At 66.4% G+C, this 22,324-nt stretch carries 14 protein-coding genes; 5 read left to right on the top strand and 9 right to left on the bottom strand.

The window, feature by feature from the left end:
• Positions 1 to 66 precede the first annotated feature (66 nt).
• From NZL82_RS16345 to NZL82_RS16355, 3 genes are all read right to left on the bottom strand, one after another.
• Entirely contained in the window at positions 67 to 1,341 is a 1,275-nt protein-coding gene (locus NZL82_RS16345; RefSeq protein ID WP_261270818.1) for a HAMP domain-containing sensor histidine kinase, read from the bottom strand.
• Positions 1,342 to 1,418: 77 nt separating this feature from the next.
• Entirely contained in the window at positions 1,419 to 2,108 is a 690-nt protein-coding gene (locus tag NZL82_RS16350; RefSeq protein WP_261270819.1) for a response regulator transcription factor, read from the bottom strand.
• Entirely contained in the window at positions 2,077 to 2,559 is a 483-nt protein-coding gene (locus NZL82_RS16355) for a hypothetical protein (RefSeq protein WP_261270820.1), read from the bottom strand. Before NZL82_RS16355 ends, NZL82_RS16350 begins: the two co-directional genes overlap by 32 nt.
• Before the next feature lie 289 nt (positions 2,560 to 2,848).
• Between NZL82_RS16355 and mprF the strand changes: the two genes are divergently transcribed.
• A complete protein-coding gene (gene mprF / locus NZL82_RS16360; protein WP_261270821.1) occupies positions 2,849 to 5,428 on the top strand; it encodes a bifunctional lysylphosphatidylglycerol flippase/synthetase MprF in 2,580 nt (859 codons plus the stop codon).
• A gap of 131 nt (positions 5,429 to 5,559) precedes the next feature.
• Here mprF and NZL82_RS16365 read toward each other — a convergent pair whose 3' ends face one another.
• Positions 5,560 to 6,591 (bottom strand): N(4)-(beta-N-acetylglucosaminyl)-L-asparaginase, encoded by a 1,032-nt coding sequence (locus NZL82_RS16365; protein WP_261270822.1) that lies wholly within the window; start codon positions 6,589 to 6,591, stop codon positions 5,560 to 5,562.
• A gap of 349 nt (positions 6,592 to 6,940) precedes the next feature.
• On the opposite strand from NZL82_RS16365, the gene NZL82_RS16370 reads away from it, so the two are divergent.
• On the top strand, positions 6,941 to 9,997 hold the full coding sequence (locus NZL82_RS16370) for a TonB-dependent receptor domain-containing protein (RefSeq protein WP_261270823.1): 3,057 nt from the start codon (positions 6,941 to 6,943) through the stop codon (positions 9,995 to 9,997).
• Positions 9,998 to 10,470: 473 nt separating this feature from the next.
• Positions 10,471 to 13,554 carry a TonB-dependent receptor domain-containing protein gene (locus NZL82_RS16375; RefSeq protein ID WP_261270824.1) on the top strand — a complete coding sequence of 1,028 codons (3,084 nt, stop codon included), beginning with the start codon at positions 10,471 to 10,473 and terminating at the stop codon, positions 13,552 to 13,554.
• Positions 13,555 to 13,689: 135 nt separating this feature from the next.
• Here the strand turns inward: NZL82_RS16375 and NZL82_RS16380 are convergent, their stop codons facing one another.
• The 3 genes from NZL82_RS16380 to NZL82_RS16390 are packed head-to-tail and all read right to left on the bottom strand — an operon-like array spanning position 13,690 to position 16,168.
• A complete protein-coding gene (locus NZL82_RS16380; protein ID WP_261270825.1) occupies positions 13,690 to 14,631 on the bottom strand; it encodes a Gfo/Idh/MocA family protein in 942 nt (313 codons plus the stop codon).
• Positions 14,632 to 14,636: 5 nt separating this feature from the next.
• Positions 14,637 to 15,281, bottom strand: coding sequence for a 2-dehydro-3-deoxy-6-phosphogalactonate aldolase (locus NZL82_RS16385; protein WP_261270826.1), 645 nt, complete (start codon positions 15,279 to 15,281; stop codon positions 14,637 to 14,639).
• Entirely contained in the window at positions 15,278 to 16,168 is an 891-nt protein-coding gene (locus tag NZL82_RS16390; RefSeq protein WP_261270827.1) for a 2-dehydro-3-deoxygalactonokinase, read from the bottom strand. Before NZL82_RS16390 ends, NZL82_RS16385 begins: the two co-directional genes overlap by 4 nt.
• 115 nt (positions 16,169 to 16,283) lie before the next feature.
• On the opposite strand from NZL82_RS16390, the gene NZL82_RS16395 reads away from it, so the two are divergent.
• A complete protein-coding gene (locus NZL82_RS16395) occupies positions 16,284 to 16,778 on the top strand; it encodes a GAF domain-containing protein (RefSeq protein ID WP_261270828.1) in 495 nt (164 codons plus the stop codon).
• 148 nt (positions 16,779 to 16,926) lie between these two features.
• Positions 16,927 to 17,925, top strand: coding sequence for an RcnB family protein (locus NZL82_RS16400; protein ID WP_261270829.1), 999 nt, complete (start codon positions 16,927 to 16,929; stop codon positions 17,923 to 17,925).
• Positions 17,926 to 18,023: 98 nt separating this feature from the next.
• Here the strand turns inward: NZL82_RS16400 and NZL82_RS16405 are convergent, their stop codons facing one another.
• Both NZL82_RS16405 and NZL82_RS16410 read right to left on the bottom strand, forming a co-directional pair.
• Positions 18,024 to 19,280: a M28 family metallopeptidase gene (locus NZL82_RS16405; RefSeq protein ID WP_261270830.1), complete on the bottom strand. Its 1,257-nt coding sequence runs from the start codon at positions 19,278 to 19,280 to the stop codon at positions 18,024 to 18,026.
• Positions 19,281 to 19,397: 117 nt separating this feature from the next.
• Positions 19,398 to 22,142: a [protein-PII] uridylyltransferase gene (locus tag NZL82_RS16410; protein ID WP_261270831.1), complete on the bottom strand. Its 2,745-nt coding sequence runs from the start codon at positions 22,140 to 22,142 to the stop codon at positions 19,398 to 19,400.
• Positions 22,143 to 22,324: the final 182 nt, after the last annotated feature.

Below are 22,324 nucleotides of genomic sequence, written 5' to 3' on the forward strand. Positions count from 1 at the left end.
CGTCCGCGCTGGCCGAAATCGAAACGCATGCCCGGAGGTTGCGCCGGGCATTGCCTGCGGCTCCGCTCAGGCGGAACGGACATCCGGCGCAAGCGTCAGGCGAACCCGCAACCCCGGCGCGTTATCCTCCAGCGTCACCATGCCGCCGTGCAGATGCGCGACCGCCATGGCGAGCGACAGCCCCAGGCCCGCCCCGCTCTCGGTCCGCGCGGCATCCAATCGTCCAAAGCGCTTCAACGCCTCGTCCCGGCGATCTTCGGGAATGCCGGGGCCGTCGTCCGCGACGACCAGCACTGGACCCGGTTCGACCCGGACGACGACCTCGCCCGCGCCATATTTCAGCGCATTGTCGATCAGGTTTGCCACCGCCTGGCCGAGCAACTCGCGGTGCACCGTCGCGACCAGCGCCTTCGGCCCATCGGCGCGGATCGTCATGCCGCGATCCTCGGCCAGCGGCTCGAACATGTCGGCGACGTCGCGGATCATTTCCGCCAGATCGGTCTCGACAAAGGCGTCGCGACCCAGCCCCGCCTCGGCGCGACTGATACGCAGCGCAGTGTCGAGCATCACCAGCAGCCGGTCGCCCTCGTCCAGCGCCCGCGCCACCGCGACCCGCGCATTCTCGTCCCGGCATTCCGCCAGCGCCCGGTCCAGCGTCGCGCGCAACCGGGTCAGCGGCGAACGCAGGTCGTGCGCCAGCCCGTCGGTGGCGACCTTCAACTCGGTCATCAGCAATGCGATGCGGTCGAGCATCGCGTTTACCGCCTGCGCCAGCGCGTCGAACGCATCGCCGCCGCCGCTGGGCACGACACGGCGCGACAGGTCCCCGCCTGCAACGGCATGGGCGGTGGCGACGGTGCCCTGCAGCCGCCGTTCGATCATCCGGGCCGCAGCCCAGGCGGCCAGCGCGGCCAATACGATCGCCGCCGCCATGCCGACCGCCATCGCCTCTTCCATCGCCCGCGCAACGCGCAACTCGCTCTCGACGACATGACCGGCCAGGATTCGCGATCCATCGGGCAGGCGCATCGCCATCACGCGCATCCGCTCGGGTTGCGAATGGCCGATGCGGAATATCTCGATCGTGGCGGCACCCGGGCTGGGCACATTGGGCGGCCATTCGGCGATATTGCCCGCCACGAAGCGCCCGTTGGGGTCGGTCAGCAAGATGACCGAGAGCGGCAGACGATCGGTGGTCAGCCGCCGGTCGACCGCGGCGCGAACCGCCTCCTGGCCCCCCGAAAGCCACATGCTCGCCAGTTCGTCGCGCAGGTCGCCGGCCGCATCCTCCGCCTGCGCGGCGATCTCGCCGCGCGTCAGGTGGCGCACCATCGCCACCATCGCACCCGCGCCGACCAGCTGCAGCGCAAAGACCAGAAGCGCGAAGCGCAGCGTGGTCGAACGGAGGAAGGCGGGCGTTATTTCTCGACCCCCAGCTTATAGCCCGAACCCCGCACCGTATGCAGCAGCGGGCGGGCAAAGCCTTCGTCGATCTTCTTGCGCAGCCGGCTGATATGCACGTCGGTGACGTTGGTGTTGGGGTCGAAATGGAAATCCCATACCCCCTCCAGCAACATGGTGCGCGTGACCACCTGATCGACATGCTGGAGCAGATATTCGAGCAGCCGATACTCGCGCGGTTGCAGGTCGATCGACTTGCCCGCGCGGCGTACCCGGTGGGCGAGCAGGTCCATCTCCAGATCGTCGCATACCAGCTTGGTCTGCACCGCATTGCCCGTCGTGCCGCCGCGCCGGATCAGCAGGCGGACCCGCGCCAGCAACTCGGCGAAGACGAAGGGCTTGGTCAGATAATCGTCCGAGCCCGAGGTCAGCCCGGCGACCCTGTCCTCCGGCGAGGACAAAGCGGACAGGATCAGAACCGGCGATTCGATTCCCGCCGCACGGATCGCGGCCAGCACCGACATGCCGTCCATGCCGGGCAGCATCCGGTCGAGGATGATGCAATCATAGGTGCCGTCCGTCGCATGGAACAGGCCATCGCGTCCGTTGGCGGCATGATCGATCAGGTACCCCTCTTCCCGCAACCCGTTGGCGATATAGTCCGCCGTCGAGCGATCATCTTCGATCAGCAAAATCCTGTTGGCCACGCAGTCCTCCCGACCCGCTCCTTAGCAGCGTGATCGTGATCAAGCCATGGTCGCGCGCAACGCGCAGGCGCACCGGCGCGTCGCCCGCGCGCGAGGCTTCCTCGCGTAGCAGGGAAAAGGAGGTGGCGGGCCGGTCGTCGACCGCAAGGATGGTATCCCCGACATGCAGGGGAGGCCTGACCGCCGCGGCTCGATCCTTGTCCACAGCGCTGCGCAGGCTGGCATCGTCCACCTCGCTGCGCAGACTGGTGACGACCAGGCCCGGCCGGTCGTTTCCGACCGGGGCGAAGGTGGCACCGTAGAGCATCGAAGCGGCAGGCGACCCGGCATGAAGCGGCATATGCCCCATGAGCAGCGCAACCGCCGCCCCGCCGATCAGCGCGGTCAGCCCCGCGCCCCAGCCCACGATCCGCAGCCCCTTCACCGGAACGACGAACCGGACACGCGACACGCACGGGGCGGCACGGCATCTGGGACAGCGGGCATGGTCGATCCTTTCACCCTCTCCGTGTAACTTGAACCACATAAGCGAAGGGTGGGCGAAGCATGACGCTTCTGTCATCAAGGCGCCGTCAGGCGGGATGACGAACTTGTCATGCGACCGTAAGGCGGTGAGGGCGACGCCGGTTCTATGTCCCGCGACGCCACCGCGGAACGATTGGACCTTAAACGAATATGTGCGTGAGCGGGGAGATGATGACGGGTGATCCGGCCATGACGGTCGTGACAGGGTTCAGGTCGTGAAGGATATATCCCGCCCGGCCCATTTGCTCGATCGGATCGTCGCCTATGCCAGGGCGCGGCGCGGCTATCTGGCGGTCGCCGCGGTCGTCCTGCTGGTCGCGCTGGGCCTGTCGGCGCTGCATCACCTGACGCGGCAGATCAGGCTGGCCGATGTCCGGGCGGCCTTTTACGCGATCGATCCGCATCAGATCATGCTGTCGATCGCCTTCACCATCGCCAGCTATATCGCGCTGACCTTTTACGACGTGATCGCGCTTCGCGTCATCGGGCGGCCGCTGCGCTGGCGGACCGCGGCCATGGCGTCGTTCACCAGCTATACGCTCAGCCACAATCTGGGACTGGCCCTGCTGACCGGCGGGTCGGCACGCTACCGCGTCTATGCCGCCGCCGGGCTGGACGGGCCGGACATCGCGCGGGTGGTGGCGATCGCCAGTGCGACCTTCTGGTTCGGGGTGTTCACCGTCACCGGATTGGGGTTGTTGTTCCACGACGGACCGATCACGCTCGATGCGCTGGTGCTGGGGCAGGGGGTGGTCCGCTGGCTGGGCGGGGCGGTGGTGACGGGGGCGCTGCTGCTGATCCTGCTCTGCGCCTTACGGCCCGGACAGCGTGTCGGCTGGCGCGCCTGGAGCGTGCCGCTCCCCACCCCGGCCCAGGCGGTCGCGCAGATCGGCATCGCGACGTTGGATCTGGGCTGCGCCAGCGCGGCGCTGTTCGTCCTGCTGCCGGGCGCGGCACCAGAGCTGCTGCCCGCCTTCATCCTGGCCTATGCGCTGGCGATCATCGTCGCGCTGGTCAGCCATGTGCCGGGCGGGATCGGCGTGTTCGAAGCGGTGGTACTGGCGACGGTGCCCGCCAATCGCACCGAATTGTTCGCCGCGCTGATCGCTTACCGCGTCCTTTATTATCTGGTGCCGCTCGCACTCGGCATCGCGCTATTGGCGTGGGACGAAGCGCGGCGGCGGCCGATCAAGGCGCTGACCGATCTTCGCCGGGTGCTGCTGAACGTCGCGCCGACCCTGCTCAGCGCCGCCTGTTTCGGGGGTGGGGCGATCCTGTTGCTGTCGGGATCGCTGCCCGCCATCCCGCAGCGCGTCCACCAGCTCGTCCACATCGTGCCGCTGCCCTTTATCGAGGCGTCGCATTTCGCCGCCAGCCTGGTCGGCACCGGGCTGCTGCTGCTTGCGCCGGGCCTGTACCGTCGGCTCGACGGGGCCAGCTTGGCGGCACGCGCGCTGCTGGTCGCGGGGGCGGTTTTCTCGCTGGCCAAGGGCATTGATTACGAGGAGGCGGCGGTCTGCCTGACCATCGCGCTGTTTCTTCAGATGAGCCGCCGCGCCTTCTACCGGCGGACCTCGCTGGTCGCGCGACCCTTGTCACCCGCCTGGCTGTTTAGCGTCGCGGTGGTGATCGTCGGGACCGGCTGGATCGGTTTTTTCGCCTATAAGCATGTCGATTATCAGGAAGCGCTGTGGTGGCGTTTCGCGCTGTCCGACGACGCCTCGCGCTTCCTGCGTGCGGGCCTGGGCGTGGCGGTGATGCTGGCGGCGGCGGGGCTCTGGCGCCTGTTCCTCGCCGCGCCGCCGGGAGAGGCCGATCACCCCGCCATGGCGCAGGTGCTGCCGGTGGTCGAACGGGCCGACCGGACCGATGCCGCCTTGGCGCTGCTGGGCGACAAGCGCTTCCTCTTCTCGCCCGAGGGCGACGCCTTCGTGATGTATCAGGTGCGCGGCACGAGCTGGATCGCGATGGGCGATCCGGTCGGCCCGCGCCCGGCCTGGGCCGATCTGCTCTGGCAGCTTCGCACGCTGGCCGACGCCGCACAGGGGCGGCTGCTGCTGTATCAGATCACCCCGGACACGCTCGAAATCGCGATCGAGATGGGCCTGCAGATCATCAAATATGGCGAGGAGGCCCTGATCGACCTGCCCGGCTTCGCGCTGGAGGGCGGGCGGATGCGCGGGTTGCGTCAGACGCTCAGCCGGTTCCGCACGCGCGAGAATGCCCGGTTCGAAATCGTGCCCGCCGCCGAAGTGCCCGCCATTCTGCCCGATCTGAAGGGGGTGTCCGACGACTGGCTGCTGGCCAAGGGGCATGGCGAAAAGGGGTTCAGCCTGGGGCGGTTCGACCCCGCTTATCTGGCGCTGACCGATTGCGCCGTGGTGCGGGTCGGGGAGCGGATCGTCGCCTTCGCCAATATCTGGAAGGCCGGGGAGAAGCGCGAACTGTCGGTCGATCTGATGCGCCATGTGGAGGACGCGCCCGGCGGCGTGATGGACTATCTGTTCGTCGAGTTGATGCTGTGGGGGCAGGCAGAAGGTTATGCCCGCTTCGCGCTCGGGCTGGCGCCGCTGTCCGGCGTCGGCGGGCGGCGCATGGCCCCGACCTGGGCCAAGGTCGCCGCGCTGGTGTTCCGCCATGGCGAGCGCTTCTACGGTTTCCGGGGGTTGCGGGCGTATAAGGAGAAGTTCCAGCCGGATTGGGCGCCGCGCTATATCGCCGGGCCGCGCGGGCTGGGTCTGGTCAAGGCGCTGCGCGACCTGAACGCGCTGATTGCCGATGGGGGGGAGGGGTAAATCCTCCCCGGCACGCGGAGCTGGCAGGGCGAAGGCCTGACGGACGGGGGCTTCCACAAAGGACCTCCTGTGTGGCGATCCCCCTCCACCACCGCTTCGCGGCGGTCCCCCTCCCCATGCCGGGGGGATGGTTAAGCCTTGAACAACGACGGCGCCTTTTCGACGCGCGTCCGCCCGGCGGCATCCGTCACGGCATAGGTAAAGCCAGGCAACAGGCAGAAGGCCCCGATCCGCCCGGCCGTGTCCATGGCGAGGAAGCCAACCTGCACACCCTTGATGGCATCGCCGCGCAGGCTGGCGATATGGCGGGCCGCCTCTTCGCAAGCCGCCTGTGGGCTCATGCCGTGGCGCATCGAGGCGACGACCCGCGCGGTGCCGACGGTGCGGGTGACTTCCTCGCCCAGCCCGGTCGAGGTCGCGCCGCCCACGCCGCGCTCGACATAAAGGCCCGATCCGACCTGCGGCGAATCCCCGACGCGCCCGCGCATCTTGAACGCCATGCCCGATGTGGTGCACGCCCCCGCCATCCGGCCCTGTGCATCGCGCGCCAGCATCCCGATCGTGTCATGGTCGAGCGCACCGCCGGGCGTACCCGGGCGGCCCGCGCCATAGGTGCCCGTCTCGCTATTGGCGACGGGGCGGTAATTCTGGGTCTTCAGCCAGTCGCGCCACGCCTTTTCCGCCTCCGGGGTCAGCAGGTTGACGCGCGGAAAGCCCCGGTCCCGCGCGAAACGGGTCGCACCCTCGCCGACCAGGAGGGTGTGTGGCGTATGCTCCATCACCGCCCGTGCGACCGAGATGGCGTGGACCGTATCCTCCAGCGCGGCAACCGCGCCGACGCCGCCCGCATCGTCCATGATGACCGCGTCCAGCGTCACGTGCCCGTCGCGGTCGGGATAGCCGCTATAACCCACCGAATGATTGTTCGGATCGGCCTCGGGCACCTTCACGCCTGCCTCGACCATGTCGATCAGCGATCCGCCCGCCCGGCCCGCGGCAAAGGCGGCGTCGTTGGCGGGCGCGCCGAAATCCCAGGTGGAGACGATCGTCGCGCGCGGGCCCGCCGCCTGGGCGAAGGCGCGCGCCGGAGCCACGGCCCATCCCGCACCGATCCCCGCGATCGACGCCATGCCGCCCAGAAATCCCCGCCGCCCGTTCTGCATTCGACTGTTCCCCATCTGTCGTATCGCGCTGCTGATACCGGTGGCGATTGTGAGGGCGGAAAGCCGAACTCGCAAGCCCGCCCCAACCTATCTAGAACCAATAAGGCGACTCATCGGATCAATGGCGCGGCGGGAACTGGTCGTTCGGGAGGGCGACGACACGCGACGGTGCGCGCAGATGAACGCAAAAACATGAAAACGTTTGAATTTGTGTCTTTACGGTTACAGTGGCGGCCTAATGTCGTGATGGGTAGCGCATAGGTATGCATTAGGTATTGACCAAATACCGAAAAACAATTGTCATTTCCGCGCACCCGGTCACCCATCAACCGGGACGAAGGGGAGATGTATGAGAATCCAGCAGTCCGCATCATGGTTGGCCCTGTCGGCCGCGTCGATGATGCTCGCGGCGCCCGCCATTGCGCAGCAGACCGGAACCACCGGTGCCCAGGCGGACGCGCCGCAAAGCGGTACTGACCAGAATCCGGGTAACCTGAGCGCCGATGCCGCCGCCACCCGTTCCGCCGCGATCACCGGTACTCCGCAGGCCAGCCCGAACGGCGGCGATGTCGTCGTGACCGGCACGCGCATCACCCGTCCCAACCTCGCCTCCGCCGCGCCGATCACCTCGGTCACGCGCCAGGACATCCAGGCGCAGGCCGCGGTCAATGTCGAGGACGTGCTCAACCGCCTGCCGCAGGTCGCGCCCGACAGCCAGCAGACCTATAATGATTCCGACGGCCGCCAGCGCATCAAGCTGCGCAGCCTGGGTTTCGAACGGACGCTCGTCCTGATCGACGGCAAGCGGCTGGGCACGCAGAACGGCCAGGATGTGGGCATCATTCCGACCTCGCTGTTGCAGCGCGTCGACGTGCTGACCGGCGGCGCCTCGTCCGTCTATGGCTCGGATGCGGTTGCGGGCGTGGTCAACTTCGTCCTGCGCAAGGATTTCGAGGGCGTTCAGCTCGACGCCAATTACAATTTCTTCAACCATTACAACAAGGACACGATCGTGTCGCCGCTGGCCCGCGCGGCGGGCTTCGGTAGCGCGCGGGGGCTGACCAATGACGGCGGCCGTGCCGACCTGACGCTGACGGCGGGCACCAAGCTGCTCGATGACAAGCTGCACGTCAGCGGCTTCGTCAATTATCGGCATACCGACGAAATCGCGCTGACCTCGCGCTCGAATGCGGGCTGCTATCTCACCCAGTTGCAGCTCAACGGCCCGCTGTCCTGCGGCCTGACGCCCAGCAGCTCGACCAGCGGCCTCATCACGCCGCAGTCCGGCCCGAACGCAGGCGCGCAATATGTCAACAATCCGGACGGAACGCGCAGCTTCGTGCCGTTCGGCGCGGGGCAGGGCAATGCGTCCAACTATTTCAGCGGCTATGCCTATCAGCGTCCTTCGGAGCGGGTGAATGCGGGCGGCTTCGCCACGCTCGACCTCGCGCCGGAAGCCGAGCTGTATGCCTCGGGCATCTGGTTCCGCGACAAGTCGTACACCAACTATCCGACGATCGCGAGCGGCACCGTCAACGTCAATTGCAGCAACCCCTATCTGTCGGGAACGCAGGCGACCGCGATCGGGTGCGGCACCGGGGTGACCAGCGTGCCGGTCACGCTCGCCTATCGCCTGGGCGAGAATAACGATCGTCCCGACACCTTCATCAACACCGGCGTTCGCCTGACCGGCGGCGTCCGTGGCAAGGTGGGTGAAGCCTGGACCTATGATGTCGGCGGCGTCTATGCCCGCAACCATCAGGACTATACGCCCAGCTTCCGCGTTCCCGGCACGCTGCAGAATGCGGTAAATGTCGGCGGCACGGCGGCCAACCCGGTCTGCGCCAGCGGCGCGGCGGGCTGCGTGCCCTTCGACATCTTCAGCGCCGGTGCCAACAACCCGGCATTGATCAACTATCTGTTCGGCTATGGCACCTCGGAGACCACCGGTACGCTGTATGACGTACAGGCCAATGTCACCGGCGACCTCGGCAAGTACGGCATCACGTCTCCCTTCGCCGAACAGGGTCTGGCAATCGCGCTGGGCACCGAATATCGCAAGGACACGCTGAAGTCGCGTGCGGACAGCGCCTATCGCAACGCGCTGGGCGGTACCGACACCTATCTCAGCCAGGACGTGTGGGAAGCCAATGTCGAGGTCCAGGCCCCGCTGATCGAGCACAAGCCCTTTGCCGAGCTGGTGCAGGTCAATGGCGGCTATCGCGTGTCGAAGTACAGCAGCAATCCCAAGGCGTTCAACACCTGGAAGATCGAGGGCGTCTATGCCCCGGTCAGCGACCTGACCTTCCGCGCCTCGTTCAACAAGGCGCAGCGCGCGCCGACCGTGGTTGAGATCCGCCAGGCGAGCAATATCGAGCTTGCCGGGGGCGGATCGGGCACCTTCACCGACTTCTGCGCCCCGACCGTGACCAATGGTGCCAACGGCGTCTCCTATGGCGCGCCGATCGCATCGCGCGAAGTCTGCCGCGCGACCGGCCTGTCCGACGCACTCTATGGCAGCCGCGACCTGCTGTGCAGCAATGGGACCACGCCGAACGGCAGCAGCGCCTGCGCGGTCCGCTCGGGCGGCTTCACCGCCGATCCGGAAACCGCCTATACCCAGACCTATGGCCTGGTGGTGAAGCCGCGCTTCATCAAGGGGCTGGTCTTCTCGGTCGATCGCTATCGCATCAAGATCGACAACTCGCTCGGCTATAACGACTATAGCTACTACACCGATGGGTGTCTGCGTTCGGGCGGCGACCAGTTCTTCTGCCAGGGCCTCGTCCGCAACTCGACCACCGGCCAGCTGTTCAACGGCGGCTATATCCGCCAGGGCACGACCAACTATTACACCTCAATCGCGCAGGGCTGGGACTTCCAGGCGCAATATGCGCTGACGCTGGAGTCGGTCGGCCGTCTGGACTTCGGCTTCAACGGCTCGCTGACCACCGCCGCCGGTGGCCAGGACTCGCCGCTCCAGCCGGAGCGCAACTGTGCGGGCTATTACGGCAATGGCTGCGGCCAGCTGATCCCGAAGTGGAGCCATGGCCTGCGTACGACCTACACCACGGTCGACAAGAAGTTCAGTGCATCGTTCAACTGGCGCTATGTCGGTTCGCTGACCAACGCCAACAATTCGGGCGACTCGGCGATCGGCGGCACGCCGGAGCGGGCGCTGACCAACTACTACCGCGTCGCACCGCAGAATTATTTCGACCTGGCGCTCAACTTTGCGATCGCCAAGCAGTTCTCGCTGCGCCTGATCGCAAACAACCTGTTCGACAGGGCCGCGCCGATCGTGCCGGATTCGTACAATATCAGCCTGGCACGCACCAACACCATCCCGCAGCGTTACGACTCGCTGGGTCGCAACATCGCGATTGGGACGACGATCAACTTCTGATCCCTTCCCTCCGGCGGGGTGCACTGGCACTCCGCCCATTCCCGAACTGAAAAGGCCGGTGCTCCAGCAGGAGCCCGGCCTTTTTTGCGCGTGATTCTCTGGGGGACCGATCGCGATCAGAGGTGTCGAGTTCGTTCGTCCCATCGGTCGCGACATGCCCGGCAGGCGCTGGACATCGGACGGAAAACCTCTTCGCCGGCCACATGTGTGGCGGGGGCGGGAGGCGTTTCCTAACATGCTGTATTTACGGGAAATCTGTCGTGATCCGCAGCTATGTCAAATCTTTAACTAGCTTTTTCAATGACTTAAATCTTTACCTTTTTGTTGCGAAACGGCAACAATATCAGACCAAAAATACAGAAGATTATAGATCGGTATCTCCAGGTTATTGACCGATCACCCCTAGCTGTATTGTTCTAGTAATGCGCCGATCCAAGCGAAAACGCCGTCGGCCCGAAATAGGGGGTAATCCAATGAAGCTGCTTCACCCGATATCTTGGCTCGCCTTGTCGGCCGGTGCGATGCTGGTCGCCGCGCCGTCGCTGGCTCAGCAAGTCGATACGACCACTCAGACCGATGCCGACGACACGTCGTCCAGCGCCAACGCCGCGCAGACGCGCGTGGCGGCGATCACCGGCACGCCGCAGGCGTCGAACGATGGCGACGTCATCGTGACGGGCACCCGCATCGCTCGCCCGAATCTTGCTTCGGCCTCGCCGATCACCTCGGTCACCGCGCAGGATATCCAGGCGCAGGCGCCGCTGAACGTCGAAGAGGTTCTCAACCGCCTGCCGCAGATCGCGCCCGACGCGCAGCAGAATTATCAGGATTCCGACGGTCGCCAGCGGATCAAGCTGCGCAGCCTGGGCTTCGAGCGGACGCTGGTGCTGCTTGACGGCAAGCGGCTGGGCACGATGAACGGGCAGGATACGGGCATCATCCCTGCCTCGCTGCTTCAGCGCGTCGACATCCTGTCGGGCGGCGCGTCGTCGGTCTATGGTTCGGACGCCGTGTCGGGCGTCGTGAACTTCATCCTGCGCAAGGATTTCGACGGTCTTCGGGTCGACGCGAACTACAATTTCTACAATCACCTGAACAAGAGCAACATCGTCACCCCGCTCGCGCAGGGCGTCGGCTTCAAGACGCCGCTTGGCTGGACCAATGACGGCGGCCGTGCCGACCTGACGCTGACCGCAGGCAAGAAGCTGCTCGATGACCGACTGAAGGTGTCGGGCTTCTTCAACTACCGGACGGCGGAACTGGTGCGCACCGGGGACCGCTCGATCGCAGCGTGCCCACTCGCGCAAACCAGCAAGGACGGCCCGCTGACCTGTTCGCCGGTGTCGACCTATTCGCCCGCCGGATATATCTCGCCGCGTTCGGGGCCGAACTCCGGGACCGCCTATGTCAACAATCCGGACGGGACGCGCAGCTTTGTATCGTATGGGCCGCGCCCGGGCATCGCAGCCAATCCCTATGACGACTATTCCTTCCAGCGTCAGAGCGAGCGCTATACCGCGGGCGGCTTCCTGAGCTTCCAGATCGCACCGGAATTCGAACTCTATGGCGACGCCATCTGGTTCCGCGACAAGTCGATCAACCCCAGCCCGCTGCGCGTCTACAGCTATACCGTCTATGGTTCGACGCCCTATCAGGTGAACTGCAACAACCCTTTCCTGTCGGCAGGGCAGGCGGGTGCGCTGGGCTGCGCTTCAGGCGCGACCAACTCGGTCCCGCTGGAGGTTCGCTACCGTTTCGACGGACAGCCCAATCTGGTCGATACCTATATCAACCAGGGTATCCGGGCGACCGGCGGCCTGCGCGGCAAGGTCGGCGATGCCTGGACCTATGACATTGGCGGAGTCTATGCGCGCAATCAGCAGGATGCGCGCTATGCACCCTATGCCGATCCCGATCGGGTCAACCGTTCGCTCAACGTCGTCAACGTCAACGGCACCCCGACCTGCGTATCGAACCTGACGGGTGGCGATAGCGCCTGCGTGCCGTTCGACGCCTTCCGCGCCGGATCGGGCAACAGCGCGCTGACCAACTATCTGTTCAACGGTCCGGGCAGCCAGAGCGGCGTCCAAGGCCAGATCGGCATCTTGTACGACGTCATCAGCACGGTGACGGGCGACCTGGGCAAGTATGGCATCAAGACGCCCTGGGCGACCGACGGCCTGGCGATCGCGCTGGGTGCGGAATATCGCAAGGATCGTCTGATCTCGACCGCCAACGACGTCTTTATCAGCCAGAATGGCGACAGCCGCACCGACCTGCGCCAGGACGTCTGGGAATCGAACATCGAGCTCCAGGCGCCGCTGATCCAGGACAAGCCGTTTGCGCATCTGCTGCAGACCAATGGTGGCTTCCGCGTCTCCAAGTACAGCTCGAATCCCAAGACCTTCTCGACTTGGAAGATCGAGGGCATCTATGCGCCGGTGTCGGACCTGACCTTCCGTGCCTCGTACAACAAGGCGCAGCGTGCGCCGACCGTGAACGAGATCCAGCAGGCGACGGCGATCCGCTATGGTCGTAACAGCACGCTGACCGACTTCTGCGCTCCCGTGCAGCGTACGCAGGCCGATGGTACGGTCACGACCGCTCCGCTCGCCTCGCGCGATCTGTGCCGCAAGACCGGGCTGGCCGATAACCTGTACGGCAGCACGTCGCTGCTCTGCCCGACCGAGGGCTGCACGGTGCGTACCGGCGGCTATACGGCGGACCCGGAGACGGCCTACACGCTGACCTATGGCCTGATCGTGAAGCCCAGCTTCGTGCCCGGCTTGGTCTTCTCGGTCGATCGCTATCAAATCCGCATCGTCAACTCGCTGAGCTACAACGGCGCGGATTACTTCCTGAACGGCTGTCTGGCGTCCAATGGCGACCCCTATTTCTGTCAGGGGATCGTCCGCGATCCGACGACCGGGTCGATCGGCAATGCACCTGCCAACAACCCGACCAGCGGCTTCATCCGTCAGGGTACGACGAACTTCTATCGTTCGCTGGCCTATGGTTGGGATTTCCAGGGCCAGTACACGCTGGGCCTTGGCGGGGCGGGGCGCCTCGACTGGAACTTCAACGGCTCGCTCACCACGCTGGCCGGTGGCCAGGACTCGCCGCTGCGCAGCCAGTATAACTGTGCGGGCTATTTCTCGAACGGCATCGCCTGCGGCCAGCTGGTCCCGAAGTGGATGCACGGCCTGCGCACCACCTGGACGACGACGGACAACACGTTCAATGCCTCGTTCAACTGGCGCTATACGGGATCGCTCACCACGGCCTATAATTCGGGCAATGCGGATATCGGCGGGACGGCCGCCAATTTCCGCAACACCTATGCCCGGATCGCGCCGCAGAGCTATTTCGACCTGGCGCTGACCTGGAATATCGCGCGGCAGTTCGCGTTCCGCATCATCGCGAACAATCTGCTCGACAAGAACCCGCCGATCATTCCGAACTCGTACACCGTGGCCCTGTCGCGTGCGAACACTGCGCCGCAGCGTTACGATGCACTCGGTCGCCAGATCTCGATCGGGACGACCATCAACTTCTGATGATAGGGGCGGGGTGCTTCGGCATCCCGCCTTTACCCAAAGGGAAAAGGCCGACCGCCCGGTGGGGCAGTCGGCCTATTTCGTATCGGGTTTCCTGACCGTTCGACCCCAGTGGGAAGTGGGCAAGAGTTGACCCTACTCCACGAAGGCTTCCACCTCGCGCCGCTTGCCGCGCATGAAGGCGTCGGCGACGTGGCGCAGCGGGGCGATGTCGACGTCCGAGCGGCTGCCCTTCACCAGTTCGGCGAAGCGGGCGTAGAGCCCCGGATATTCGCCGTGCAGCCCCTCTTCGCGATGCGGGGTCGAACCGTCGGGCAGGGTCAGCACCGCGCCGCCCTCGGCCAGCTTGAGCGTGCCGTCAGTCGTCTCGACGATGATGTCCCAGCTCTGATGCCCCTCCTGCCGCCAGTCAAGGTCGAGCGTGACCGGCGTTCCCTCGGTCGTGCGGAACGCCACGTCGGCGGCGATCGGCGCGTCGCGATTGGCGGGGAAGTCCAGCGTCGCGCGTTCGATGAAGAAGGGCTGGGGCATGATATGCGTCGCGATCGACAGCGCGTTGATGCCCGGATCGAACACGCCGAAGCCGCCCGCTTCCCAGATCCAGGCCTGGCCCGGATGCCATTGGCGCACATCCTCGCGCCAGGTGATCGCCGCCGATGTCACTTTGCGGGTGGACAGCCACTCGCGCGCGGGCTCGACGCCCAGCGCATAGCGGGAGTGCCAGCTGGCGAAGAGCGTGACATTCGCCTTGGCCGCCAGCTCCTCCAGCACCGCCACCTCGGCCAGCGTCGCGCCCGGCGGCTTTTCGAGGAAGACGTGCCAGTTGTTTTCCAGCGCAGCGGCGGCAATGGCGTGGCGGACCTGCGGCGGCGTGCACAGCGCCACCGCATCGACCGTCACGTCGCTCTGGGCGAGCTCATCAATGTCGTGGAAATGGGGCACGCCGTCGACCCCATTGGGCGAGCGGCTGACGGTGGCGACCAGTTCGAAGGCCGGATTGCCCGCAATGGCGGGGACATGCTGGTCATGGGCGATCTTGCCCATGCCGACCAGCGCGAGGCGGATCGTGTCGGTCATCGGTATCAGCGTGCCTTTTCGACATAAGCGCGCGCCGACACGGCGACATCCGCCGCCGGCTTGCCCGCGCGATAAAGGTTGGAGCCCAGGCCGAAGCCGTCCGCGCCATGGGCGCGCCATTCGGCCATGTTGTCGGGCGTGATCCCGCCGACCGCCAGCACCGCGACCTCGCGCGGCAGGACGGCGCGCTGCGCCTTCAGGAAGGTCGGCGAGGCGCCCTCGGCGGGGAAGAGTTTCAGGCCGTGCGCGCCCGCCTTCAGGGCGGCAAAGGCCTCGGAGGGCGTGAAATAGCCGGGCAGCGAGATCAGCCCCTCCGCCACGCTATGTGCGATCACATCGGTATCGGTGTTGGGCGATACGATCAGCGTGCCGCCGGCCGCCTTCACCCGATCGACCTGCTCGGTGGTCAGCACGGTGCCCGCACCGACGATCGCCTTGTCCCCGACATGCGCCGCGATGGCAGCGATGCTGTCATAGGGCTGGGGCGAGTTCAGCGGCACTTCGATCAGGGTGAAGCCCGCCTCCACCAATGCGTCGGCGACCGGGATCGCCTCGTCGGGCGTCAGGCCGCGCAGGATCGCGACGAGCGGGCAGGCGGCGAAGGCGGCGGCGAAGCGCGCCTTTGCGGAATTTTGGGCGGAGTCGGTCATGACAAATGCTCCCGAATGGCGTGAAGTCCGGCAAGGAAACCGGCATGGCTGTCGAGTGCGACGACGTGACCGCCGCGTGCCTCGATCCCGATGGTGTAAAGGTCGGCGAGAAGCCCGCTCGACAGGAGATGGACGACTTTGCCCTCCATGTCCGGCACCGCGCCGATGTCGGACCCGATCAGCAATCCGCTGGCATAGGCGGCGGCGTCCTCCGCCGCGATCCGGCCGAGCAGTACCGAGGCGCGGACCCCGAACAAGGCGGCGGTCAGATCGCACGCCCCGCCGCCCCGCGACAGGCCGTCGCGGAAGGCCGGGCCGTCCGCCACCGGGCCATCGAGCATCCCCGCCAATATGCCGTGTCCCTTGATCAGCGCGAACAGCTCGCCGGTCATGGTGGTGGCGAAGTCGGTGATCCGGCCGTCCTGCGTATAGACCCATTTATTGTGGGTTCCCGGTTGCGCGAAAAGTGCGTCGGCGGGAGCCTGTCGGGCCGCGATCGCGCCCAGAATCTGAACCTCCTCGCCGCGCATCACATCGGCGCGGGTGTCGGTGAGCAGGGATATGCCGGGCACGATCACCACGTCATGATCCGCGATCCGGGTCGCGGCGCGGGCCAGCGCGGGCAGGTCGGCGGGGGCGGGGACATACGCGGCCTCTCGCCAGCCGCGCGTCGATCCGACCATGCCCGCGGTGATGATCGGCAAATTCCCGAACCGTACCCGGATCGCCGCGATCGCGCTGGGATAATCCTCCTGCCGCATCGCCAGCACGCCGCGATCGTCGCGCGCCGTGTCCAGCATCCGGCCGTCATCGGCGAGGACGTAGATTCGGCGATTGGTGGTGCCCCAGTCGATCGCGATATAGGCGGGCGTCATCTCTGATGGCACGGTGGGAACGGCCTCTCCTGAATTTTCTTGTCCGATTTGTAGGACAATAAAATGCCCGGCGCAAGCGCGACGGCGGGGGATGACGGGCGCGCCTCGGCGGCCTACACTCGGGCTTATGTACGAGTTCGACATCGCCGCCGGATCGAAGGCGGAGCTTTATCATGATCTTCACGCCGCGCTCGATGCGCTGACCAGCGGGGAGGCGGATGCGGTCGCCAACATGGCCAATGCCGCCGCGCTGATCGGGCAATATCTGCCCGATCTCAACTGGTCGGGCTTCTACCGGATGGTCGAGGGGGAGCTTGTCCTCGGCCCGTTCCAGGGCAAGGCGGCCTGTATCCGCATCCCCGTCGGCAAGGGGGTGTGCGGCGCTGCCGCGGCGACCGCTCAGACGCAGCGCGTGGCGGATGTCCATGCCTTTCCCGGGCATATCGCCTGTGATGCGGCCAGCCGTTCGGAACTGGTGGTGCCGATCCTGCATGACGGCCAGGTCATCGGTGTGCTCGATCTCGACAGCCCGATCCCCGACCGGTTCGATGCAGAGGATCAGGCGGGGTGCGAGGCGTTGATGACGCTTCTTGCCCCCCGCCTCGCTGCCGGACCGCGCTGATCCCGCCTGACCCGATTCGGGACGTGATGAGGCGCTATCGGCAGGGCTAGGGCGCTGGTAATAAACCTTGTTTGGGCAAAGGCGTTTCGGGTGACGTCTTTGTCTCGATACAGGGGAATAACGTCGCGCCATGCGGAGAACGTCGCATATGATCGCCCTGTCGACTGCCATGGCGATGGCTATGGTGGCGAGCGCGCCGGCCGATGCGCAGGCGGGGGCGCGTTATCCGCGTCCCGCCATCGACGCCACCCCCGGCCCGTCGGCGCGGCCCGTCGTTGCGACCAGCACGGTAGGCGTCCCGCCCGCGCGCGCGGCCCGCTGGGGCAGCCGGGTCGGCGGTCGCTGGTGGGGCGGGGCCAATGCGCCGGGCGGATGGCAGGCCTATCGCCGTCCCATGCGCGGCATGGTCGTCCCCACTTACTGGAACGACCGGCGCTTCGCTGTCGAGGATTGGGCGAACTATCCCTTGCCGCAGCCGCCGGTCGGCTATCACTGGTCGCGCTATTATGACGATGCGGTCCTGATCGATCCGCGCGGCGCCGTGTATGACAGCGTGGCGGGGGTGGATTGGGATGGCAGCGGGGCACCGGCCTATGCCGGGGCGGGATACCCACCGCCGCCGCATGCGCGTCGGTACGACGGGCGCGGTGACGACGGATTGGGCGGCGCGGCGATCGGTGCGGTCGCGGGCGGCGTCGCGGGCCATGTCATCGCCGGCCGCGGGAACCGGCTGGGTGGTGCGCTGATCGGTGCGGGCGTCGGCGCGGCGGCGGGCTATGCCATCGACCGGGCGGAGGATCGGCGCCGATCCATGCCGCCGGGTCGGGACGATTACGGCGAGGGCTATGACGGTCGCCCGGATTATTCCGATCCCTATGCCTATGCGCCGCCACCGCCGCCGCCCGCCATGGGCCGCCGGATCGTAACGCGCGACGGCACCACCGTCACCACCACCACGACCGTCGGCACGCTCGCATCGGGCCAGCCGGGTTATTATGATGGCGGCTACTACTATCCCGCTCCCACCACGACCACGATTGTGGTACAAGGCGCGCCGGTTACCACGACAACGACGACAACCACGACCGAGGAGGTTCGCTCGACGCCACGCCGTACGCGTGTGCGGAGCCGAACGACTCGCCGCTGACGCCTTCCCCCAGGGGGGATTTCAACCCGAGAGACGCCGGGTTGTAATCGGGATGCCGCTCCGCCCACTCCCTCGGGGCGGCATCCCACTTGATCCGATCAGCGCCCGCCGAAGGTGACGAGGCTTTCGGCCCCGTCCGCCGCCACGGCGGATACGCCGACGAAGTGATCGTCGACCGGAATCTGGGTGAGGACCGTCTTGGTCTCGGTCACGTCGCGCGACTGGGTCCAATCGGACGAGTCGTTGCGCCGCCAGTGTACGCGGTAGCGGACTGCGCCCGGCACCGCCGCCCATTCCACCGTCGTATCGCGGGACAGGGCACCGCTGATCGTCACCTTCTCGGGCGCGGGCGGCGCGGCGGCCAAGCGGGACAGGGTGGCGATGTTGATCGCGGTCACCCTGGCCAGATAGGGAAAGTCCATCTTGTCGATCGTATCGCCATAGGCCGTCGTGCCCTCCTTGCGCAGATCCTGATGCTGCGCGTCCCAATCCTCGTTCGCGACCGAGAAGCGGACGGCGGGATAGCCGAGCTTCAGGAACGGCTCATGATCGCCGCCGCGCCCGAACCGGTCCGGGCGCCGATCGAGAAATACGTCCAGCCCGCCAAGCTTGTCCGCGACGCCGTCAATCGCCTTGGCCAGCGCGCGGCTGGGGCCGTCATCCTCGCCGCCATTGCCGCGCCGTTGCAACTGCTGGGGCAGGTCCTCTGACGAGCGAATGCCCTCGGAGAAGACGCGCACCCACCGGGCCTCGCGCACGCCGCCCTGGCCGATGGTGTTGCCCACTATGTCGTTGTTGAGCATCGCCGAGACCCGCCAGTTGCGGGCCTTGGCCGTGTCGGCGAGCAGGGTCGCGCCCCATAGCCCCTGTTCCTCGCCCGAGAAGACCGCGTAGACGATGGTCGCGTCGAACTGTCGTTTCGACAGCTGGCGCGCGGCCTCCAGCACCAGCGCGACGCCCGAGGCATCGTCATTGGCCCCCGGCGCGTCGGAGATCGCGTCCATCACATCGGTCACCCGGCTGTCGATATGCGCGCCGACGATGACCACGCGCGAGGGATCGCGCCCGCGCTGAATGCCCAGCACATCCTCCACCATCACGCCATTCGGCGCGCGCGGGCCGGTGAAGCGGCGGTTGATCCGCTCGACGGAGATACAGCCGTTGCAGCCTTGCGCGATCGTCTCGAACTGGCGGGCCGCCCAGTCGCGCGCCGCGCCGATGCCACGCTTGGGATCGTTCGTGGTCGACAAGGTGTGGCGCGTGCCGAAGCCGACCAGCGCCTCGACATCGGCTTTCAGACGGGCGGGGGAGGGGGCGGCGGTCGGCGTCGCGGCGAGAAGCAAAGGAAGGATCATGCCGTCAGACTGGCCGAGCCGGGAATGCGAGGCAAGTGTCGGATTTCCGGTCTGATCCGATCAACTCGACACATGGCTCGCCCCGGCCCGCTATTCTTCGGGCGACCGAATAGTGGATCAAGCGGCCAGCTCGATCGCCTCTCCCGCCGCGGCGCCCAGCAGGCGCTTCTCCAGCGTCTTCAACCGCCCGCCATTGGTGATCTGGTCGCCGGTCAGGTCGGTCAGGTAGAAGACGTCGACTGCCCGTTCGCCATAGGTCGCGACATGGGCCGAATGGATCGTCACCTTCGACTGGAACAGCGCATGGGCGAGCTGGTTGAGCAGCGCCGGGCGGTCCCGCGCATGGACCTCGACCACGGTGAAGCGGTTCGACGCGCGATTGTCGATCAGGACATTGGGTGCGATCGGGAAGGCGTCGGCGCGGGGCCGGACCGAGGGCTTGGCGACCAGCCGGTCCGACAGCTTGTTGCGATTGGCCAGCGCATCCTCGATTGCGCGGCGCAGGCGCGAAAGCTGGCCCGGATCGTCGAAGGGGCGGCCCAGCGGATCCTGCACGAGGAAATTGTCGATCGCCATGCCGTCCCGCGTCGTATGGATGCGCGCATCGATGATGTTGCCGCCCGCGACATGGATCGCACCCGCGATGCGGTAGAACAGGCCCGGATGGTCCGCGGCATAGATGGACACCAAAGTCGCGCCGCGTTCGCCATAGACCTGCGCATCGATCGACAGTTGCGCATCGCCCGCCGCCGCCATCTGGCGGGCGTTATGGGCTAGGACATCCTCGGGCTCGGCGATCCAATAGGCTTCGGGCAGCCGCCGGACCAGCGCATCGAACTGCTCCTCCGGCCAGGCCAGCGTTTCACGCAGGCGCGCCTGTTTGATGGTGATCCGCTCGGTCCGGCCGCGTTGCTTGTGGCCGAGCCGCAGGACTTCCTCCGCCGCTTCGTACAGATCGGCAAGCAACTGGCGCTTCCAGCCATTCCAGGTGCCTGGCCCCACCGCGCGAATGTCGACGATGGTCAGGACCAGCAACAGCCTCAGGCGCTCTGGGCTTTGCACCGTTTCGCAGAAATCCAGGATCGTCTTGAAGTCCGACAGGTCGCGCTTGAACGCGGTCGCCGACATCAGCAGGTGCCAGCGAACCAGCCACGCGACCGTCTCGGTCTCGGCATCGGTCAGGCCCAGCCGCGGACAGAGGCGCTCGGCCACCTCCGCCCCCAGGATCGAGTGATCGCCACCGCGCCCCTTGGCGATGTCGTGGAGCAGCACCGCAACATAGAGCACGCGCCGCGACACGATCTGCCCGATGATCGCAGAAGCGACGGGATGTTCGTCGAGCAGTTCCTGCCGCTCGATCCGGGCGAGCAGGCCGAGCGCGCGGATGGTGTGCTCGTCCACCGTATAATGATGATACATGTCGAACTGCATCTGCGCGACGACCCGGCCGAAATCGGGCACGAAACGGCCGAAGACGCCCGCTTCGTTCATCCACCGCAGAACGAGTTCGGGGTCGCGGGGGCTGGTCAGCACGTCCAGGAACAGCGCGTTGGCGCGCGGATCCCGGCGGACGTCATCGACGAGCTTGGCGTCGCGCGACGCCGCCCGCACCGCCAGCGGATGGACCTCCAGCTCGTAACGGTCGGCAAGCTGGAAGATCTCGATCAACCGCACCGGATCTTCCTGGAAGAAGTCGTCGCGGGGAAGCGCCAGGCGTCCGCGATCCAGCACGAAGCCGTTCAATCGGCGCGGGCGGCGGCGGATTGTGGGCAGGCCGAAGCGATGCCCGCGCGCCGCGAACCGCTCGTCCAGATGCGCCAGGAACGCGCCCGTCAGCGCGCCCACCGTCTTCACCTGGAGGAAATAGAGCTGCATGAACCGCTCGACCTTGGCCTTGCCCGGCCGGTCGGAGAAGCGCATCCGCTCGGCGATCTGGCGCTGCACGTCGAAGGTCAGCCGGTCCTCGGCGCGGCCCGTGATGGTGTGGAGGTGGCAGCGTACCGCCCACAGGAAATTGTCGGCGCGGTGAAATTGCCGATATTCCTCGCGGGTGAACAGCCCGCGATCGATCAGATCGGCGGCGCGGTCCACGTCGTAGACATATTTGCCGATCCAGAAGAGCGCGTGCAGATCGCGCAGGCCGCCCTTGCCCTCCTTGACGTTCGGTTCGACGACATAGCGGGTGTCGCCCATCTTGCGATGGCGCAGGTCGCGCTCGGCCAGCTTGTCGGCGATGAACTGGCGGTGCGTATCGGTCTGGATTTCCGCCTTGAAGCGGCGCGAGGCTTCTTCGTACAGCGCCTGGTCGCCGCACAGGAACCGCCCTTCGAGCAGCGCCGTGCGCACCGTCACGTCGGCGCGCGCCTGGCGGATCATCTCGTCGATCGAACGGCTGGAATGGCCGACCTTCAGCCCCAGATCCCAGAGCGAATAGAGCATCGATTCGATGACCTGTTCGGCATGGGGCGTCTGCTTGAAGGGGGTGAGGAAGCCGATATCGACATCCGAATAGGGTGCCATCTCGCCCCGGCCATAGCCGCCCACTGCAATCAGGGTAAGCCGCTCGCCCGCCGTCGGGTTGCTCAGCGGATAGAGCGTCTCGGTGGTGAATTCGAACAGCAGCTTCAATATCTGGTCGGTCAGATACGCCTGCGCTGCCGCAGCCTCCAACCCGCGCGACGGATGAAGCGACAGCCGTCGCGCCACTTCCTGCCGCCCGGCTTCCAGTGCGGCCTTTAAGGTCGGGGTGACGAGGGTCCGTCCCTCCGGCCCGGTGATGCCGAGCGCGGCGACCTGTTCGGCCAGGGCCCGGCGATCGACGATGGCGCGGCGGTTGGGCAGGGATTCGAAACGGCTGTGCATGCCGCTGTCATAGGGACTCGGGATGAACAAATGGAGAGGGGACGGCCGTCAAATCGTCGCCGCCCATCCTGAGCAGCAGCGCCGGGTCGAATGACATGCACCCGCGATCCCCATGCAGGAGATCGTCAGGAAACCCGGCCGCCCGATCCCCTCACGCGGGGCAAAGGAAGCAGCCCCGCGTG

Source organism: Sphingomonas sp. LC-1, assembly GCF_025371035.1.
Lineage (GTDB): Bacteria > Pseudomonadota > Alphaproteobacteria > Sphingomonadales > Sphingomonadaceae > Sphingomonas > Sphingomonas sanguinis_E.

Excerpts from the sequence above, each read along its gene's own strand:
- NZL82_RS16345 (WP_261270818.1), bottom strand. The coding sequence starts at position 1,341 with ATGGTGGCGATGGTGCGCCACCTGACGCGCGGCGAGATCGCCGCGCAG.
- NZL82_RS16365 (WP_261270822.1), bottom strand. The coding sequence starts at position 6,591 with ATGCAGAACGGGCGGCGGGGATTTCTGGGCGGCATGGCGTCGATCGCG.
- NZL82_RS16370 (WP_261270823.1), top strand. The coding sequence starts at position 6,941 with ATGAGAATCCAGCAGTCCGCATCATGGTTGGCCCTGTCGGCCGCGTCG.
- NZL82_RS16375 (WP_261270824.1), top strand. The coding sequence starts at position 10,471 with ATGAAGCTGCTTCACCCGATATCTTGGCTCGCCTTGTCGGCCGGTGCG.
- NZL82_RS16380 (WP_261270825.1), bottom strand. The coding sequence starts at position 14,631 with ATGACCGACACGATCCGCCTCGCGCTGGTCGGCATGGGCAAGATCGCC.
- NZL82_RS16385 (WP_261270826.1), bottom strand. The coding sequence starts at position 15,281 with ATGACCGACTCCGCCCAAAATTCCGCAAAGGCGCGCTTCGCCGCCGCC.
- NZL82_RS16395 (WP_261270828.1), top strand. The coding sequence starts at position 16,284 with ATGTACGAGTTCGACATCGCCGCCGGATCGAAGGCGGAGCTTTATCAT.
- NZL82_RS16400 (WP_261270829.1), top strand. The coding sequence starts at position 16,927 with ATGATCGCCCTGTCGACTGCCATGGCGATGGCTATGGTGGCGAGCGCG.
- NZL82_RS16405 (WP_261270830.1), bottom strand. The coding sequence starts at position 19,280 with ATGATCCTTCCTTTGCTTCTCGCCGCGACGCCGACCGCCGCCCCCTCC.
- NZL82_RS16410 (WP_261270831.1), bottom strand. The coding sequence starts at position 22,142 with ATGCACAGCCGTTTCGAATCCCTGCCCAACCGCCGCGCCATCGTCGAT.